Raw genomic sequence first — 19,220 nt, 5'->3', positions numbered from 1 at the left:
GCCTTTTACCAGCCCGCGCCGTTTTCATGATCGGCGCAGGCGCTTTCAGGATGCGTTTCAGGCACAGCTCCGCGGGAAAAATGGTACGGAAAGAGGAGGGTCTTCATGAGCAAAGAGGCATTTTATCAGTCGCTGGCCAAAGATATTCTGGACAACTGCGGCGGTTCATCGAATATTTCGGGCTTTACCCACTGTATGACACGCCTGAGAATTACGCCTTTAGATCAGGACAAAACGGATATTGAAGCGCTGAAACGTCTTGACGGAGTAATAGGCGTCGTCGAAGCCGAAACACTGCAGATCATTCTCGGCACGGGTGTCGTCAATCATGTCGCCGACGCTTTCGCAAAACTGGTGTCACCCGGAAAAAACATTGATTTAAAAGAAGCCGCCTCACGGAAAAAAGCCGATCTTAACAGAAAAAATACCACACCCATCAAACTGCTTTTGAGAAAAATATCAAGCATCTTCATTCCTCTTATTCCCGCACTCATTGCATCAGGTTTAATCACCGGCTTGACGAAAGCCGTCATTCAGGCCGGCTGGCTCCCGAAAGAATCTCAAATCGCACTTATTTTAACGGTTATCGGTTCAGGCTTATTCGCTTACCTCGGCGTCCTTGTCGGCATCAATGCGGCAAAGGAATTCGGCGGAACACCCGCGATGGGCGGCCTTGCAGGCATATTGATCTTAAACCCCGAAATCGCCAATATCAGTTTGTTCGGAGAGAATCTGCTCCCGGGCAGGGGAGGTTTAATCGGCGTTCTTTTCGCTGCGATTTTTATCGCTTATACGGAACGGTTTATCAGAAAGTACGTCCATCAATCCATCGACATTATCGTCACGCCTACTTTGTCTTTGCTCATCACCGGACTGGTGACATATGTCATCTTCATCCCTGCAGGCGGTTTTATTTCTGATTTGATTACATCAGGTTTATTGTCGCTGCTGAATATCGGGGGAGTGCTGTCGGGATTTGTATTAGGAGCCGCCTTCCTGCCTCTTGTTATCACCGGCCTGCATCAAGGCTTGACTCCCGTGCATTTGGAACTCATCCGATCCATCGGGGATGACCCGCTTCTGCCGATTCTCGCAATGGGAGGCGCAGGTCAAGTAGGCGCGGCCTTCGCCATCTTTATGAAAACAAAAAAAGCCTCATTGAAAAGAGCGATCGGCGGCGGACTTCCATCCGGTCTGCTCGGAATCGGGGAGCCGCTCATCTTCGGCGTCACACTTCCGCTCGGCCGGCCGTTTTTAACAGCGTGTTTAGGGGCGAGTATCGGCGGCGCCTTTCAAGCCCATTTTCAAGTAGCGACTTTTTCAATCGGTGTCTCCGGCCTTCCGCTCTCTTTTCTCGTACAGCCGGCTCAAATCGTTTTGTATATCATCGGTCTCTTCATCTCTTATGCGGCGGGCTTTGTCTTCACCTATGCTTTCGGGTTTAAGGATGACATGGCTGCTGAATTTGAATAAGCCGGGAGGGAACAGAATATGAAAACACTGGCAGCCGCCGTACTCACCATGGTCATCAGCCTCTCTTTTCTGCCGCAGCACAAAGCCGGAGCCCAATCCAAATTATACGACACAGCAAAGCTCAGAAAGGTTGATCAAATGATTGAAAAAGACATCGCAGCAGGATTCCCGGGAGCTGTCCTCGTCGTCGTAAAGGACGGACGGGTGATCAAAAAGAAAGCATACGGCTACAGCAAAAAATATGACGGAAACAGTCTTTTATCCCGTCCGAAAAAAATGAAAACGTCAACTATGTTTGATTTAGCTTCCAACACAAAAATGTATGCGGCGAATTTTGCATTACAGCGCCTCGTCAGCCAGGGAAAGCTGGATGTGTATCAAAAAGTTTCGGCTTACCTTCCCGATTTCAAAGACAGGAAAAGCGATCCGATTCAAGGAAAAGACCGCATACGCGTCATTGATGTGCTGCAGCATCAATCCGGTCTGCCGGCAAGCTTTTATTTTTATAAGCCGGACACCGCAGGCCCTTTTTATTCACAAGAACGGGACAAAACGATCCGTTTTCTCACCCAGATCCCGCTTGAATACAAACCGGGCACAAAACACGTATACAGCGATATCGGTTACATGCTGCTCGGCTGCATTATTGAAAACATAACCGGAAAAACCCTTGATGCCTATGCGGAACAAGAACTGTACAAACCGCTGAAACTGACGCACACACTGTTTAATCCGCTGCAAAAAGGCTTCAAAGAAAAAGCATTCGCAGCTACTGAACGTTTAGGCAACACGCGTGACGGGGTTATCCATTTTCCTCATATCAGGACGTATACGCTGCAAGGAGAGGTTCATGACGAAAAAGCATTTTACTCAATGGGAGGGGTGTCCGGCCATGCAGGACTGTTTTCAAGAGCTGATGACATGGCCGTCCTTCTTCAAGTCATGCTGAACGGCGGCAGTTACAAACATGTTTCTCTCTTCACTCGGCAAACGGCCGATCTGTTCACAACGGCGTCATCCTCTGACCCGACTTTCGCTCTCGGCTGGCGGAAAAACGGCAGCCCTGATATGGAGTGGATGTTCGGCCCTTATGCAAGCAGGCAGGCTTACGGCCATACCGGATGGACCGGCACCGTCACGATCATTGACCCCGCTTATCATCTCGGGATCGCGCTTTTGACCAACAAAAAGCATTCCCCCGTCGTCAGCCCCGGTGAAAATCCGAATGTTTTTGAAGGGGATCTTTTCCCGACCGGAAGCTACGGCAGCGTCGTAAAAGCGATTTACGAAGCCATTGAATGACAACCTATGTCTTTTGTCCAAACTATGACGGCAGGAGGGCGCCATTATGAAACTTGTCATCTCAGCTGTATTACTGTTGTTTATTGTTTTCGGCACGCATCATGCATCGACAAAACCGGATATTCCGTCACAGGCGGAACAAACGGTATCCCGCATGACATTAGATGAGAAATTAGGGCAGATGCTCATGCCTGACTTTCGCAATTGGCAAAAAAAGGGGCAGTCATCACCTGAGGCTCTTACTCAAATGAATGACGAAGTCGCAGGGCTTATTCAAAAGTACCGGTTCGGCGGTGTCATCTTATTTGCAGAAAATGTAAAAAACACTGAACAAACGGTCCGCCTGACAGATGCCTTTCAAAAAGCAAGCCCTGACATTCCGCTATTATTAAGCATTGATCAAGAAGGCGGCATCGTAACAAGACTTGGTGAGGGCACTCATTTCCCAGGCAATATGGCACTCGGGGCCGCAAGAAAAACAGCCTACGCGTCCCAAACCGGCGCCATTATCGGGAAAGAATTGAAAGCACTCGGCATTAATACGAATTTCGCTCCCGTTCTCGATATCAATAATAATCCCGGAAATCCGGTCATCGGCGTCAGGTCATTCAGTTCAGACCGTGATCTGACAGCAACACTCGGCCTTGCCTCAATGAAGGCTCAGCAAAAACAGGATGTCGCTTCCGCCGTCAAACATTTCCCGGGACACGGCGACACGGATGTCGACAGCCACTACGGCCTTCCTCTTGTCACCCACGGTCAAGAAAGGCTGCGGCAGATCGAACTGTATCCGTTCCGTCAGGCCATTCAGGCCGGGGCCGATATGATCATGACAGCCCATGTGCAATTTCCCGCTTTTGATGATACAACCTATAAAAGCAAGCTGGACGGTTCAGACATTCTTGTACCTGCCACACTCTCGAAAAAAGTGATGACTCATCTTCTCCGTGAGGAAATGGGGTTTAACGGCGTCATTGTGACGGATGCATTAAACATGAAAGCCATTGCCGATCATTTCGGTCAGGAAGAGGCGGTCGTCATGGCAATAAAAGCAGGAGTCGACATCGCCCTGATGCCGGCCCAAGTGACATCGCTGCAAACAGAAAACCGCTTTGCCCAAGTTCATTCCGCTTTAAAAAAGGCGGTTCAAAAAGGGGATATTCCTCTTCAGCAAATCAACAAATCGGTGGAGCGCATCATTTCCTTGAAAATAAAACGAGGGATATATCCCGCTCCGAAAGAAACAAGTCTGAAAAAGAAGATTGCAAAAGCGCATAAAACCGTCGGCAGCAAAAACCATCTGAAGGCTGAAAAACAAATCGCGGAAAGATCCGTCACCGTCTTACAAAACAAAAACCGCACGCTCCCATTCAAACCGAAAAAGAACAGCCGCGTTCTCCTTGCCGCTCCTTATGAAGATCAAACAGCGTCAATGGAACAAACCATTCGGCAGCTCATCAAGAAGAAAAAAATCCGGCCGGTAACCATCAGTAAAATGAACTTCGCCGAGCGCACATTTCATGACGAGCACAAAACGCTGGTATCAGACGCTGATTACGTCATTACAGGCTCATATGTCGTAAAAAATGATCCTGTCGTAAACGACGGCGTCATTGACGATTCCGTCACAGATCCCGGCAAATGGACGACCGCGTTTCCGCGGGCCGTCATGAAGGCTGCGCAGTCGAACCAAAAACCCTTTGTGCTGATGAGCCTTCGGAATCCTTACGACGCCGCGAATTTTGAAGAAGCTGACGCCCTTATCGCAGTCTACGGGTTTAAAGGATATACAGACGGACAATTCCTCCAGCCAAACATTCCGGCAGGCATTGAAGCGATATTCGGGCAGACAAAACCGAAAGGCAGGCTGCCCGCTGCTATTCCTTCCGTCACCCATCCGGGGACGACACTGTATCCATATGGTTTCGGGATCAATCTGAAGACCGGAAAACCGCTTTAAACAGGAGGGCTGATCATGAAAACACATACGGCTGCACTTCTCGCCGGACTTGTCGTCATCAGTGCTATGACGGCAGTCTCGGCGGCTTCTGACAGAAACACACACACTGCCAAAAAACCAACCATCCAGACAGGCATTGACCGCCTGCTGAAAGATTATAAACAAGAGCTGAAGGGAAAAAGAATCGGTCTGATCACTAATCCGACCGGTGTGAACTCAACATTAAAAAGCAGCGTTGACGTGCTTTATGAGGCACAAGACATGCATTTGACGGCATTATTCGGACCCGAGCACGGTGTTCGCGGCGACGCTCAGGCCGGAGACAAAGTCACATCCTATATAGATGAAAAAACAGGGCTTCCCGTCTACAGCCTTTACGGAGAAACGAGGAAACCGACGCCTGACATGCTGAAAGATACCGATGTGCTGATTTTCGATATCCAGGATGTCGGAATGCGATACTACACTTACATTTATACAATGGCCTATGCCATGGAGGCGGCCAAAGAAAAAGGCATTCCTTTTTATGTCTTGGACCGGCCGAATCCGCAAGGCGGACGACATCCGGACGGCCCGGTTCTTGAGCCTGACTACGCTTCATTTGTCGGACTGTATCCAATCCCGCTGAAACACGGCATGACCATCGGCGAGCTTGCTCTTTTATTCAATCAAGAGTTTCATATTGGCGCCGATCTCACCGTCGTAAAGATGAAGCGTTGGAAGCGGACGATGACCATTGAAGATACCGGTCTGCCGTTCGTCCTCCCTTCGCCTAACATCCCGACCCCGGACAGCATATTCGCTTATTCGGCGACAGGACTAATCGAAGGCACGAACGTATCCGAAGGAAGGGGCACGACAAAGCCGTTTGAACTTATCGGCGCACCTTATATGAAAAGCACCGAGCTCGAAGAACGCCTTAACAGTCTCAAGCTTCCGGGCGTCACCTTCAGAGCCGCTTCATTTATCCCCAGCTTCTCCAAGCACCAGGGCAAGCTATGCCACGGCGTACAAGTCTACGTAACGAACAGAAACACCTTTGAAGCGGCAAAAACAGGGCTCTCCATTCTGAAAACCATGCATGACTTATATCCGAATGACTTCTCATTTCTGCCGACAGGAGCTTTTGACAAGCTGATCGGCAACGGCTGGGTACGCAAAAAAATAGAACAAGGCGCTTCCATTCAAGACATCACCAGCACATATCAACGCCGGCTTGACCAATTCAAGCTTGTAAGAAAGCAATACCTCATATACTGACAACATTCGTGTTACACGTGTAACATTTTGACGCATTTCACATTTCCGCTTTTTATAGGAAAACATTCATTTATTTGGTACAATTCAAATGATAACAGTTATCATTTAAATGAATGTTTCCTAAAAGGTGGTTTCTCATGAAAAACACATTATTCTTTCAGCCAATTGATATCATCTCCGTAAAAAAAACAGCAGACCTTTTGTCAGAGCATCAGCTCACTGATTCTCCGGTACTGATCTTTCATGTGACAGGCGAGGGACAAATTGATATCGGAACAGACAGCTTCCCGCTACAGAAGGAGACGCTCTACATCTGTCCTTGTGATGAGACATTCAATATTGACCCTGCACCGTCAGACGGCATCCATTTGTATATCGTCAGACTCCGTATTTTCTCATATTCATCAGATGATAAAGCGATGCTTCCGGATAACGGGGGAGACATCTTCCGCGGACTTCAGCAAATGAATTTGCAAACGGTTGAACACCTGACAAGCCGGCTTCAGTCACTTTCCGAAAACGCGCGATCGGCGGATGAATTGCAGAAAATGAAATCAACAGCCGACTTTCAGCAGCTGATGTACGACCTTTATGCCGCAAAAGTGTGCCATCAAAACAATACGAAAGCGGCGATCGAACAGACAAAACAATTCATACATGCCCAGTCCGACACAAAAATCACACTCACCCAGCTTGCTCAAATGGCGGGAATCAGTCCTAAGCATTACAGTGAAACCTTTAAAAAACTATATGGACAAAGCGTAACAGAATATATCACAGACATCCGCATAACCAATGCGAAAAAACTGATGGCCAAGGCCAGCTGCAAACTGCGGGAAATCGCTCATCAAATCGGCTACCAAGACGAATTTTATTTCAGCCGCATCTTTAAAAAACGTACGGGCAGCTCACCTACAAGCTATATGAAAAAAAGGCGCACAAAAATGGCCGCGTACGGGAAAGAAATGATGGGACATTTGATTCCTCTGCATCACGTGCCTTACGCTGCAACGCTTCATCCGAAATGGACGGCCTATTACTATAAACAATTCTCTTCAGACATTCCCGTGCACCTCAGCGCTTACCGCTATAACGCAAATTGGGAAGAGAACCTGCATACGCTGTCTCAAGCTGCGCCGGACATCATTTTCAGTCTGGATTCTGTCAGTGAAGAAGAAAAACAGCGTCTGAATGACATCACCGAAGTTTTCTACATTCCGACTCAAGACAATTGGAAAGACCAGTTTCTTTACGCAGCTGCATACTTGAATGAAGAACAGGAAGCCCGGCACTGGCTTGAAGCCTATCAAAATCTCGCACACTCAGCAAAAGACGCTCTTGAACACGTGCGGCATCAGCGTTTCTTATTTGTCCGTGTATATAAAGAAAATATGTATATCGCCCATAACAACAGCATTGAGGATGTTTTCTTCGGTGATCTGGGCTTTGCCTCCGCAAAACCGGAATCTTTTGCTCCCGACGAAAAGATTTCATTGGAAATGCTGGCGGATTGCCAGGCTGACTGCATCATGCTTTTCACTTGCAAAGAACCAGAAACGCTTCGCTATTTTCAGCGCATCCAGCAGTCTGAAATATGGCAGAACCTTAGAGCCGTCAGCAATAAACGAGTGTTTCCCATTTCATCTGACCCGTGGATTGAATATTCTCCAAGCGGGCATCAGCGGATGATTGAACAAAGCATTTCCTTTTTTTCCGAAGATCGTCCATGGTAATACCGGAAATTGTCCATGGTCTTATCTTTGTTCATTCTCTATAATTCCAATTGATAATAGTTATCAATTGAACAGGAGGAACAATAGATGAAGAAATTGGCATTCGCTTTCATGATTTTGCTTTTGGCTTTCACGGCCGCGGCTTGCGGAAGCTCAGAAACATCTGATACAGCAAGTAAAGGTAAGGACGCTTCTTCAAATAAAAAGAAAATCGAATATCTCGGAAAAACATACGAAGTCAAAGCGCCGACTGACAAAATCGCCATTACGGGCAGCGTAGAATCAATGGAAGACGCCAAATTGCTCGACGTCCATCCGGCAGGAGCGATATCATTCTCCGGCAAATTCCCGGAACTGTTTAAAGATATTACAGATAAATCCGTATCAACAGGTGAAAAAATGCAGCCGAATATGGAGAAAATTCTTGAACTGCAGCCGGACGTCATTCTGGCATCAACCAAGTTCCCTGAAAAAACGATAAAAAAATTGAGCGGCACGGCTGAGACCATTCCTGTCTCTCATATCTCATCAAACTGGAAAGAGAACATGATGCTGCTTGCCCAGCTAACAGGCAAAGAGGAAAAAGCGAAAAAAATCATTGCTGATTACAACCAGGATCTGAAAAAGACGAAAACAAAGATGAACAGCAAAGCAAAACAGGCAAACGCACTGGTCATCAGAATCAGACAAGGCAATATTTACATTTACCCTGAACAAGTTTATTTCAACTCTACGCTTTACGGTGATTTAGGCCTGAAGGCGCCGGACGAAGTGAAAGCAGCGAAAGCGCAGGAGCTGATTTCTCTTGAAAAATTAAGCGAAATGAACCCCGACCATATATTCGTACAATTTTCTGATGATGAAAACGCAGATAAGCCGGATGCTTTGAAGGACTTAGAGAAAAATCCGATTTGGAAGAGCCTGACGGCAGTCAAAAAAGACCATGTATACGTCAATACGATCGATCCATTAGCCCAAGGCGGTACCGCTTGGAGTAAAATCCGCTTCTTACAGGTTGCGGCTGACAAATTGACTCAAGACTAATAAAGAGTAGGTTTTTCACATGTATGCAAAACGGCGGACACACATTATTATCATCGCTTCACCGATTGCCATTGTTCTGTCACTGCTGCTTTCCGTTTTATACGGCGCAAAGCAGCTTGACTTCCATACCGTGTTCTCCGCATTGCTGCACTTTAATCCGGAGAATACCGACCATCAGATCATATGGCATTCAAGAATCCCGAGGGCGGTTGGCGCGATGTTTATCGGCGCCGCCCTTGCTGTTTCCGGGGCGCTCATGCAGGGAATCACACGGAACTATCTGGCCTCGCCTTCGATCATGGGTGTGTCGGACGGCTCCGCTTTTATCATTACCCTTTGCATGGTATTGCTCCCTCAATCAACATCCATTGAAATGATCATATACTCGTTTGTCGGTTCCGCATTCGGCGCTGCCCTTGTTTTCGGGCTGGCCTCCATTCTTCCCGGCGGTTTTACCCCGGTGCAGCTTGCCATTATCGGAACGGTGACCAGTATGCTTCTCAGCAGTCTGTCGGCTGCGCTTTCGATTTATTTTCAAATCTCGCAGGATCTCAGTTTTTGGTACAGTGCGAGACTGCATCAAATGAACCCTGATTTTTTGAAACTGGCCGTCCCGTTTTTTGCACTCGGAATCATCACAGCCATGATTCTCAGCAAAAAGGTCACAGCCGTATCATTAGGAGACGACATTTCAAAAAGTCTGGGACAGCAGAAAAGAACCATCAAACTCATGGCAATGGCGGCCGTTGTCATATTGACCGGAAGCTCGGTGGCGCTCGCCGGAAAAATTGCCTTTGTCGGTTTGGTCGTTCCGCACATCACCCGTTTTCTCGTCGGATCGGACTACAGCCGGCTGATTCCCTGTGCGTGCATCATCGGCGGCGTCTTCCTGACCCTTTGCGACCTTGCCAGCCGATTGATCAATTATCCGTTTGAGACGCCTATTGAAGTTGTCACTTCTATCATCGGTGTTCCTTTCTTTCTTTATTTGATTAAAAGAAAAGGAGGGGATCAGCGTGGTGCGTAAAATGGCCGGAATCTATATCATTCTGATTGCTCTCATCCTGCTCGTAAGTTATTTCAGCATGACCAGCGGGCCTTTTTCAGCAAAACCGGGTGAACTGCTCAGTGCGCTTTTCCGCATCCATCCGAATCCTCAATATGACATTTTGCTGTTTCAGCTGAGGCTGCCGCGTATTGTCATGGCGGCTGCCGTCGGACTCGGATTGGGGATAGCCGGAGCCGTTATTCAGGCCGTTACCAAGAACGGGCTTGCCGATCCCGGCATTCTGGGCATCAATGCCGGAGCCGGTGCGGGAATCGTCACGTTTATGCTTCTGTTTCAGGGTCAATCTGAAGCGACGGCGCTTGCCTCCGCAATGGGCATGCCTGTCTTTGGGCTCATCGGCGGATTAATGGCTGCCGTGCTGATTTATATTTTCGCCTGGCACCGGGGGCATTTAGAATCCGGAAGAATTATTCTTGTGGGAATCGCCATGAATTCCGGATTCAGCGCGCTGTCTTTATTTCTTTCATTAAAAATGGACCCGCAGGATTATGAGATGGCGATGGTCTGGAAGAACGGCAGCATCTGGTCGGCAAACTGGATGACCATTACCGCAATACTGCCGTGGCTGATCGTGTTCATTCCTCTGCTGATGGCAAAAACGTCATTGCTGGATACCATTCGTTTCGATGAGGACACGGTGAAAAGCCTCGGAGTCTCAACCAATAAAGAAAAAACCATTTTACTCGTTGCCTGCATCGCTTTGATCAGCGCATGTGTAACCGCAGCGGGCAGCATGGCATTTGTCGGACTGATCGCGCCTCATATTTCCCGCAGGCTTGCCAGCATTGAACACAGATATTCATTACCTGTCAGCGGACTGGTCGGCATGCTGCTCGTCATCTCCGCCGATTTTGCGGGCAAATTATTCTTTCAGCCTTCAGAGGTGCCGGCGGGCATTATTCTTGCGATTCTCGGCGTTCCTTATTTCTTTTTTCTTCTGTTTAAGCAAAAAAAGGGGTTGGATGCTTGAGAGGCACACTTACAAAACACCGGATAAACGGAAAGGAATGCACGGTATACCTTCCTCCATCCGCTCCGGTTCAAACGAGGGCTTTACCCTGTGTCTACGTGCTTGATGGGGGCGATTTGTTTTTAGAGCAGATGGAAAAGCTTGAACTCCAATTCGTAAACGGAAAACTCCCTGAATTGATTCTCGCCGGCATCAAACCGGATAACAGGCTCGATGAGTACACGCCATGGCCTGTACCTTCTCTGAGTCCTGCGTTTCCTGATTTCGGCGGCAAAGGGAGCCTCTTTCTTGAGGAGCTGACAAATGTCATCATCCCAACGATTGAAAGTATGAATCCCATGTCTGCCCATCCGGATACAAGAGGACTGATCGGCGCATCATTAGGAGGACTGTTCTCGATATATGCGATGTTACTGAAGCCTGAAACATTCGGCAGAATCGGCTGTATTTCCGGGTCCTTTTGGTATGAAAAATCGGCTGACTTTGTCCGCTCCGCGTCTTTGCAGCCGGCACGGCAGCGTATCTACATGTCTGTCGGAAGCCGTGAAGCAGAGCAAAAATGTAACATCCAAAACACCATGATCCGACAAAATAAAGACGTGTACAAAAGCCTGAGGCAAAAAGGCTTTTCTCAAGCTCAGCTCTCATTCACGATCGAAGAGGGCGCCGTGCACCATCAAGAAGCGTTCAAAAGACAATTCAATTCAGCTCTAAGCTGGCTATACGGAAAAAACCGCTCACGTGGCTGAGCGGTTTTTTTCATACTTCATCACGACCGGTTTAAGTTCAAAACGTCTCAGCAAATAGCCGAACAAAGCGGCAAGGATTTGCTGAAAAAGCATCCCGATGACGACCGGAACCGCCACTTGGGACGGAAAAAAAGAAACGGCAAGAACAGCTCCCGCACTGATATTACGCATGCCTCCCGTATAAATCAGAGACACAATTTCATCCCGGCTCCGCTTCATCAGCCTTCCGATCAGCCAAGCCACGGCATAACCCGTCATGGCAATAAAAAATACCATAGCCGCGATGCCCGCAAACTTGATATCCACGTGCGTGACATACGGCGCGATTTCCGAACTGTTAATGGCGATGACAATCATCAGACAGATTTTTGAAAATGGAGACAGTGACCGGCTTATCGCCTGAGTCCTTACCGGCGGAGAGAACTGGTTGACCATCATCCCTGCGATAGACGGGATCACCACCATTTCCGCCAGCCCTTTCATCATTCCCCATACATCCATCTGAACATTCGCCCCGGCCAGGACAGAAAGGCTTAACGGTACGATAAAAGGAGACAGCACGGTATCAACAAGGATAATAGACAGCGTCAATCCGACATTTCCCTTATACATCGCAGCCCAAATCAAACTCGTAATTCCGGTCGGGATTACCACACCCATAATCAGCCCCGTCACGGTTAAAGGGTCACCGCTGAATATCAGATGGCCGCTTCCCCATGCAAAAACAGGCATGAAAATATGCAGAACAAACAATGCCATAATCATCGGGAGCGGCTGCTCAATACTGCGCTTCAGCGATTGAAAATTGGCACTCAGACTGCCCGTAAATGTAATAAATGCAAAAATCCACGGCACAGCGCCGGCCATCCAGCTGATATGCTGAGATAACAGCACACCCGCCGCTACACTTGACGGAGTCAACAGCGGCATGATTCTCCCCAACACTTGGTTCAACTTCTGAAGCCACATCATATGCAAGTCCCCTATATACGGTTTTCAAGTCTCATTCATTATAACAATGCACACCGGCGAATTTAACCGAAAAAAAGCCCGGATATATTCATCCGGACTTCACAAATCCTATGCCATTTGTTTCATTAAATCTCGGCTTTTCTGATTTAATCCCTTTAATTCAGCTTCAATCCCGTATTCTTTACATTTGCCGACAATTTTCTCAAGAGCCGCCGCTCCAGAATCATCCCAGACATGAGCATTAGTCAAATCAATGACAATCCGCTTCACACCTTCATCATAAACGATCGCATTCATCAGCTCAGACACGGAAGCAAAAAAGATCTGTCCCGTTACCTTATATGTTCTGACATCATTCTGTTCGGAATGTGACACAATTTTCAGCTTAGAAATTTTAGCCGTGAAAAAGATCGTGCTTAGCAGCACACCCGCGAAAACACCCTTTGATAAATCATTGGTCAGAACGACCGTCACGACGGTAATAACCATAACGATCGAATCAGTGAGGGGCGCTTTCCGCAAACCTTTAATCGACGACCAGTCAAACGTGCCGATGGATACCATAACCATCACCGCCACCAGCGCAGCCATCGGAATTTTCACGACGATGCCGCTTAATACGGCAATTAAAAACATTAAAAACGCTCCGGCCGTAAAAGCCGATAGCCGGCCCCGTCCGCCAGCTTTCGTATTAATGACAGACTGGCCGATCATGGCGCATCCAGCCATGCCTCCGAAAAAGCCGTTCACAATATTGGCGATGCCTTGTCCGCGGCTTTCTTTGTTCTTATCACTATCCGTATCCGTCATTTCATCAATGATCTGGGCCGTCAGCAGCGACTCAAGCAATCCGACGAATGCAAGCGCCAATGAATACGGGAAAATAATCCGCAATGTCTCAAACGTCCACGGAACATCCGGTATCAAAAAATGCGGAAGTGCACTTGTAATTCCGCCCATATCACCGACTGTGCGGACGTCCGCATGGAAAACCACCGCAATAACCGTCATGACAATAATCGCCACCAGCGGAGACGGCACGGCAGTCGTAATCTTCGGCAATACATATATGATAGCCAGTGATCCGGCAAGCATGGCATACATGACCCATGAAGCCCCTTTGAACTGCGGGAGCTGCGCAGAAAAAATTAAGATCGCCAAGGCGTTCACAAATCCGATCATGACCGAACGCGGAATAAATTTCATCAATCTCGCTATCTTACTGACACCAAGAATAAATTGAATAATACCTGTCAAAATGGTTGCCGCAAACAAATACTGCAGTCCGTAATCGGCCACCAATGTCACCATAACAACCGCCATTGAACCCGTAGCGGCTGAAATCATTCCCGGTCTGCCGCCAAAGATAGAAATAATAATCGCGATACAAAATGATGCATAAAGGCCGACCATCGGATCGACACCTGCAATAATTGAAAACCCGATCGCCTCAGGGATCAGAGCGAGAGCAACAAGGATACCCGCCAGAATGTCTTTCCGGACATTCCCGAACCACTGCTGCTGTAACGTATAATCTTTCAAATGATAACGACTCCTTTTTACTATAAAAATCCGCACCCTATCAGTTGGAAACATTGATTTTCATCTGGGGAATATGAGGCAAGCTTACGGGGAAAAAGGGGACACGCTCAGAGTATCATGTCGTTGAGGAAAGGAATGGTTAACAAAGAGTATCATATTAAACTTTAAAGAAATGTGCAAGACCGTATAAATAAGAAAAGAAAACGGCTCTCACTGGAGCCGCTTCCGCTTTTATAAAAGTTCCGGATCAGACACAAGAATGGTTTTTATTGCACTGATATCCTTTCTTTCTTTTGTCACCGGGTCGATGCCCATGAGATGATCAATGGCTTCTTCATAATTCTTTAGTTCTGTCTTCTCAGTAATGAAATCATAGAGCTGGGGGAGATCGGATGCGCATGCTAACGCGGCTTCCATGATCTGCCGGGCTTCACCTGTGCCCACAATCGTCACGCCGTTTGACAGCAGCTGGTACGGCCTGACCGTCATCTCATACGTATCATCAAAGCCCATCGGCACAATTCTGCCTCCCTTTTCAATAAAAGGATAAGCCCAATCAAGCTGGTTGCCGATTGCGTCAAATATCACATCAAATTTTCTTCCTTGATTAATCCGTTTCACTTCATCTACAGTTAATGCTTCAGGATGGTAGACATAATCCGATATCCGGCTTGCCGCCTCGCTCCGGAAACTGCCTATTTCAGTCGCAACCGTCAATCGCGCCAGTTTTTTCACCATCATTTGCACAAGCAGTCCGATCGGTCCGGATCCCAATACCAAAACCGAGTCTTCCGGCTGAATCGAAGCCTTATCCACAACATTCAGCACACAGGAGAGAGGTTCAACCAATGTGGCCCGCTCCCATTCCATTGAATCCGGAATTTTGTACATGAACCTGTCTTCCCCCACGTAATATTCCGCAAACGTCCCGTGCGCCCCGATTCCGAGCTGCCAATCCTCGAAGGTTTCGCAATAACACGTCAGCCCTCTCCGGCAAAAATGGCATTTCCCGCAAAACTGCGTAGGATCTATCACGACGCGGTCTCCGACTTTTACATTTGTCACGTCCGGCCCGACTTCCGTGACCGCTCCCACGGATTCATGCCCCATAATCATATGATGGGTCGCATTCATTTTTCCCTTCAGCACATTTAAGTCCGTGCCGCAAATTCCGGTGCCGAAAATTTTCACCTTCACATCATTGGATTTTCGAATTTGAGGCTCGTCCACCTCTTGATATTCAAGCTTATCATTAGGAGTCCAGACCAACGCTTTCATATCTCTCTTCCTTTCTGCCCCAGCGGATTTGGTCTAATAATGTTTGATGAAGCTCCTTCGTTGATGCCGCAATACACGATTGCTGATTCTGATAACTTAAATCTGTCAGAAGCGTTTCGTCCAAAGACCGGCCGTACGCATCTGTAATGACCACTCCCGCTTTCTTTGCCAAAAAGACGCTTGCGGCAATGTCATAAGGAAATAAGTGCAGCACCTGTCCGTTCCCGACCTGCTGAAAATCTGAAAGCAGTTTCGGATCATCTTTTAGCAGACGATTGCCGATATCCACATAAGCATCCATCTGCCCCGTAATAATTCGTGAAATCGAATAAGAAGCGCTGTTGAAAACAAAGACTCCTCCGTTATTGGCCGACCGGTCAATCAGATGACCGTATGCGTCCGTCATCAGCTGCGCCGGATGCCCGTTAAACTCAAGGCTCCAAAACATATTCTTAATATCCTGCACTCCGCTCAAATTCGGCAATTCTCCCTGATACCCCTCAAACTGAATGGCATCACTGTAAATATCACCGTACATGTAAGCGCCCGATTTCAATTCAAGCAAAAAAGCAAATTCGATATCCTTAATCTTTGCGTTTGGCTTATATGAAGCAAGCGCAATCGAGATACATGACATTTCAAGCCCCGCGGCGGCCGGACGCGTTCCGTCTATCGGATCTACAATTAAAATATATTGCGGATCTTCTCCAATCAGCTTCAGGCCGCCATCCTCCGTGTAAAAAGCAACCGGATGGCCCTTTTCGTGGATATAATCCAGCACCGCCTCCTCAGCAGCGGCGTCTATATTAAATTGCGCGTCGCCACCAGGTGAATATCCGTTAACAAGCCGGTTTTTCAGTGTGCCTTTTTGATTTTTCACCTTTTGATAAACAAATTGTCCAAGCTCAATGATATAGTTTCTCACTTGATTTCCTCCAATAGCTTGCGAAGTCTGTAGCAGAGCACCTCAGCTTCACTAAGTGTAATGGTTAAAGGCGGACGGATTTTAAATACATTTCCGAATCCGTAACGGGATGTCCGGAGAATCAGCCCGTAATCCATCGCCCGTTTGGCAATATAATTGGTCAATTCCACATCCGGTTCATTGTTCTCTTTGACAATTTCCACACCGATCATCAGACCGACGCCTCTTACCTCAGAAATAAAAGCAAAATCCTCTTTCATCGTTTCTAAGCAATCCATAATATAATGACCGACTGTCGTTACGTTCTCCAAAAATCCCGGACGCTGCATGATATCTATGGTTTTACAAGCGGCAGCGGCGGCCATCACATTTGACCCGTACGTGAAGGAATGCGTATACCCCGGAAGCCCGGTGTACTTGTCCTCCGTCAGAGTGGCGGCGACTTGGAAGCCTGTGCCTCCGAGCCCTTTTGCTACCGTCATCATATTAGGTTTCACATCGAAATGGTCTGCGGCAAACATTTTGCCCGTCCGTCCGAACCCGGTCTGAATTTCATCAAAGATCAGGGCGATTTCATGTTCATCACAAAGCTTTCTCAGCTGTTTAAAATACTCTTTAGGCGGGACGACGTTTCCGCCATTTCCGGATATCGGCTCAATAATCATGGCGGCAATTTTTCCATTGCTCGCATACTCAATAAAATCGTTAATTCTTTCTACGCACAGCATACCGCACGAATCCGGTTTCTGATTATAAAAACAGCGGCTGCAATAGGGATCTGGAACTTGTAAGCCAAAAGAAATTTGCGGCGGGAAAGGTTCTTTTCTGAATGAGTTGCCGGACAAAGCGGAAGTCATATACGTTTGTCCGAGGTGGCTTCGAAATAAGGAGATGACATCGGTTTTTCCGGAGTAATACTGAGCCATTTTAATAGCTCCTTCATTTGCACCGGAACCGCTGCTGACTTTAGGGTGTACTTTTGTGAGATTATCGGGGGCGATTTCTACTAGTTTTTCTGCTAGTTTATTTACGGCATCTGTTTGAAAGGACGATGTCACATGGATCAGCTTGTCGGCTTGATCTTTAACCGTATCAATGACCTCTTTGTTACCGTATCCTAAATTCAAGTTAAATGTGGCAGAGGCGCAATCAATATACTCATTTCCCTCTTGGTCGTACAGGTAAATCCCTTCTCCGCGCTCCATGACTACGTCGTCAACACTGTAATACAAGCTGTCTGGATTCGTGATTTCCTTCGTTCCCACAAATACCACCCCTATGAAATTATTAGAAACTCGCTTTTTATCGTATTAATTATTGAAAATAATGTCAACGATCTTTCTTGTAAAAAATGTTAACAATTTGTTAACGTTACCATAAGGGATGTACGTGAAAAGGTTATGTGATATAGTAACAATACTTGGATTTTTTGTAAAAACAACATGTCGTGCAAGTAGAGAGAAAAATTATTTTACCAATAAGGAGATAAAATGATGAAAACTCGTCTGCTGTGGATAAGCTGTTTCTCTTATGGATCGATTGCTTTTACACTTGTCATTCTTGGAGCCGTACTGCCTGAGTTACTCACACATTATTCACAAAGCTACAGTAATGGCGGAGTATTAGTATTTTCTCAGTTCATGGGCTTCCTCATAGGTGTCATCGGAATGCCTTACATGGTGAAAAAACTCGGACGCAAAAACGCCGTTATCCTTGGCCTGGCGCTCATCAGCTGTGAAATTTTCATCACCTTCCTGCCGCCCTGGCCGCTGCTCTTTCTTCTCGTCAGCCTCGCAGGACTTGGCGCAGGATTGGTGGAATCTTGCGTAGGCACAATCATCCTCACAGCTATAAAAGAAAGACAAGCCGTGGCCATGAGCAAGATGGAAGTGGCTTACGGATTAGGGGCGTTGTTCATGCCTCTGCTCTCAGGCTTTCTTATCAACAGCCACATGTGGACAATTGCTTTCTTAGTATTAGGGTTATCCAGTTTTGCACTTTTAATCGCATGGAAGCAAATGAGTTTCGGCAGTATTGATGAGCTTCTCATACGCAAAGAGGTCTCTTCTGATGATACTAAAAAGAAAAGCTCCGGGTATCGGTCACACGGACTGCTGTTTATTGCGTTGGGGGCTGCTTATTTCTTCTTTTACGGCGGCAGTGAAGTTTCAATTGTGCATTTTATCCCCTCCATCTTCGCTGAAAAATGGGATATCCCCAGCTCTTTGGCAACGATAACAGTAACAGTGTATTGGACCGGGATGATTATCGGCAGGTTATTAACAGGCCCGGTATCTGAAAAGCTGACCTATCACCGTTATCTCCGGATCATAAGTATTGGCGGTCTGGCTGCACTTGCTGTACTAGCTTTAAGTAAAAACGTATGGTTTGGTTTTGCCCTTTGTTTCTTCTTAGGATTGTTCATGGCCGGCATGTTTGCAATTGCCCTGATCATCACCAATCATTTTTATCCTGGAAAGACAGAAACGACCACCAGTATTCTGCTCGCTTCAAATGGATTAGGAGGTTCACTCCTTCCGATCGCCGTCGGCTGGAGCTTAGATGAATACCCCGCTCAAACCGCGTTCTGGCTGTTTACTGCACTGATGCTTCTTATGCTGCTGATTGTGTTCAGTTTAAGAATGCTCGAAACAATAAAATCAAACAGTCTTCAAAATCACACCAGTAAAACAAAATCAATATAAACAAAAAAGCTAATGCCTTGGAAAGGCATTAGCTTTTTATATATACATCTTTCATATAAAAAACCCAGTTCATCATGAACTGGGTCAAGATCGCTTGGCGGCGTCCTACTCTCACAGGGGGAAACCCCCGACTACCATCGGCGCTGAAGAGCTTAACTTCCGTGTTCGGCATGGGAACGGGTGTGACCTCTTCGCTATCGCCACCAAACCATTGAGAGTGTTCTCTCAAAACTAGATA

The 19,220-nt window shown here is 47.1% G+C and carries 15 protein-coding genes and 1 rRNA gene; 10 read left to right on the top strand and 6 right to left on the bottom strand.

Going from position 1 to position 19,220, the window contains the following annotated elements; translation table 11 throughout:
* Positions 1 to 105 precede the first annotated feature (105 nt).
* The 9 genes from AC1DN5_RS15985 (at position 106) to AC1DN5_RS15945 (ending at position 11,560) form a co-directional block, all read left to right on the top strand.
* The gene (locus AC1DN5_RS15985; protein WP_366970027.1) at positions 106 to 1,473 is read left to right on the top strand and encodes a PTS transporter subunit EIIC; all 1,368 of its coding nucleotides are present in this window, start codon (positions 106 to 108) and stop codon (positions 1,471 to 1,473) included.
* Positions 1,474 to 1,491: 18 nt separating this feature from the next.
* A complete protein-coding gene (gene pbp4b / locus AC1DN5_RS15980) occupies positions 1,492 to 2,775 on the top strand; it encodes a penicillin binding protein PBP4B (protein ID WP_366970028.1) in 1,284 nt (427 codons plus the stop codon).
* A 46-nt stretch (positions 2,776 to 2,821) separates the two neighbouring features.
* Entirely contained in the window at positions 2,822 to 4,735 is a 1,914-nt protein-coding gene (locus tag AC1DN5_RS15975) for a glycoside hydrolase family 3 protein (RefSeq protein ID WP_327816071.1), read from the top strand.
* 15 nt (positions 4,736 to 4,750) lie between these two features.
* Positions 4,751 to 5,995 (top strand): exo-beta-N-acetylmuramidase NamZ family protein, encoded by a 1,245-nt coding sequence (locus AC1DN5_RS15970; protein WP_327816073.1) that lies wholly within the window; start codon positions 4,751 to 4,753, stop codon positions 5,993 to 5,995.
* A gap of 137 nt (positions 5,996 to 6,132) precedes the next feature.
* Positions 6,133 to 7,728, top strand: a complete 1,596-nt coding sequence (gene btr / locus AC1DN5_RS15965) for a bacillibactin transport transcriptional regulator Btr (protein ID WP_366970029.1) — start codon at positions 6,133 to 6,135, stop codon at positions 7,726 to 7,728.
* A gap of 87 nt (positions 7,729 to 7,815) precedes the next feature.
* Positions 7,816 to 8,772 carry an iron-hydroxamate ABC transporter substrate-binding protein gene (locus tag AC1DN5_RS15960; protein WP_099743942.1) on the top strand — a complete coding sequence of 319 codons (957 nt, stop codon included), beginning with the start codon at positions 7,816 to 7,818 and terminating at the stop codon, positions 8,770 to 8,772.
* 19 nt (positions 8,773 to 8,791) lie between these two features.
* A complete protein-coding gene (locus AC1DN5_RS15955) occupies positions 8,792 to 9,799 on the top strand; it encodes a FecCD family ABC transporter permease (RefSeq protein WP_060963731.1) in 1,008 nt (335 codons plus the stop codon).
* A gap of 1 nt (position 9,800) precedes the next feature.
* Positions 9,801 to 10,811, top strand: a complete 1,011-nt coding sequence (gene feuC, locus AC1DN5_RS15950; protein WP_342008068.1) for an iron ABC transporter permease FeuC — start codon at positions 9,801 to 9,803, stop codon at positions 10,809 to 10,811.
* Complete coding sequence (locus tag AC1DN5_RS15945) at positions 10,808 to 11,560, top strand: alpha/beta hydrolase (RefSeq protein ID WP_366970030.1); 753 nt, start codon at positions 10,808 to 10,810, stop codon at positions 11,558 to 11,560. Before feuC ends, AC1DN5_RS15945 begins: the two co-directional genes overlap by 4 nt.
* Here the strand turns inward: AC1DN5_RS15945 and AC1DN5_RS15940 are convergent.
* The 5 genes from AC1DN5_RS15940 to AC1DN5_RS15920 form a co-directional block, all read right to left on the bottom strand.
* The gene (locus AC1DN5_RS15940) at positions 11,549 to 12,490 is read right to left on the bottom strand and encodes a bile acid:sodium symporter family protein (RefSeq protein ID WP_099743946.1); all 942 of its coding nucleotides are present in this window, start codon (positions 12,488 to 12,490) and stop codon (positions 11,549 to 11,551) included. The two genes, AC1DN5_RS15945 and AC1DN5_RS15940, sit on opposite strands and share 12 nt — an antisense overlap.
* A gap of 150 nt (positions 12,491 to 12,640) precedes the next feature.
* A complete protein-coding gene (locus AC1DN5_RS15935; RefSeq protein ID WP_047476051.1) occupies positions 12,641 to 14,074 on the bottom strand; it encodes a SulP family inorganic anion transporter in 1,434 nt (477 codons plus the stop codon).
* A 231-nt stretch (positions 14,075 to 14,305) separates the two neighbouring features.
* A complete protein-coding gene (locus AC1DN5_RS15930; protein WP_327816081.1) occupies positions 14,306 to 15,352 on the bottom strand; it encodes a zinc-dependent alcohol dehydrogenase in 1,047 nt (348 codons plus the stop codon).
* A complete protein-coding gene (locus tag AC1DN5_RS15925; RefSeq protein ID WP_366970031.1) occupies positions 15,327 to 16,277 on the bottom strand; it encodes an inositol monophosphatase family protein in 951 nt (316 codons plus the stop codon). The genes AC1DN5_RS15930 and AC1DN5_RS15925 overlap by 26 nt, the downstream gene beginning before the upstream one ends.
* Positions 16,274 to 17,542: an aspartate aminotransferase family protein gene (locus tag AC1DN5_RS15920; protein ID WP_016936939.1), complete on the bottom strand. Its 1,269-nt coding sequence runs from the start codon at positions 17,540 to 17,542 to the stop codon at positions 16,274 to 16,276. The genes AC1DN5_RS15925 and AC1DN5_RS15920 overlap by 4 nt, the downstream gene beginning before the upstream one ends.
* A gap of 228 nt (positions 17,543 to 17,770) precedes the next feature.
* On the opposite strand from AC1DN5_RS15920, the gene AC1DN5_RS15915 reads away from it, so the two are divergent.
* Positions 17,771 to 18,982 carry an MFS transporter gene (locus tag AC1DN5_RS15915; protein ID WP_176465408.1) on the top strand — a complete coding sequence of 404 codons (1,212 nt, stop codon included), beginning with the start codon at positions 17,771 to 17,773 and terminating at the stop codon, positions 18,980 to 18,982.
* A 92-nt stretch (positions 18,983 to 19,074) separates the two neighbouring features.
* On the opposite strand, the gene rrf is transcribed toward AC1DN5_RS15915, so the two are convergent.
* Positions 19,075 to 19,190 (bottom strand): 5S ribosomal RNA (rrf, locus tag AC1DN5_RS15910).
* Positions 19,191 to 19,220 lie beyond the last annotated feature (30 nt).

The sequence above is a fragment of the Bacillus sp. 01N42_2 genome (assembly GCF_056399565.1).
This window is presented reverse-complemented; position numbering and strand designations above follow the sequence as displayed.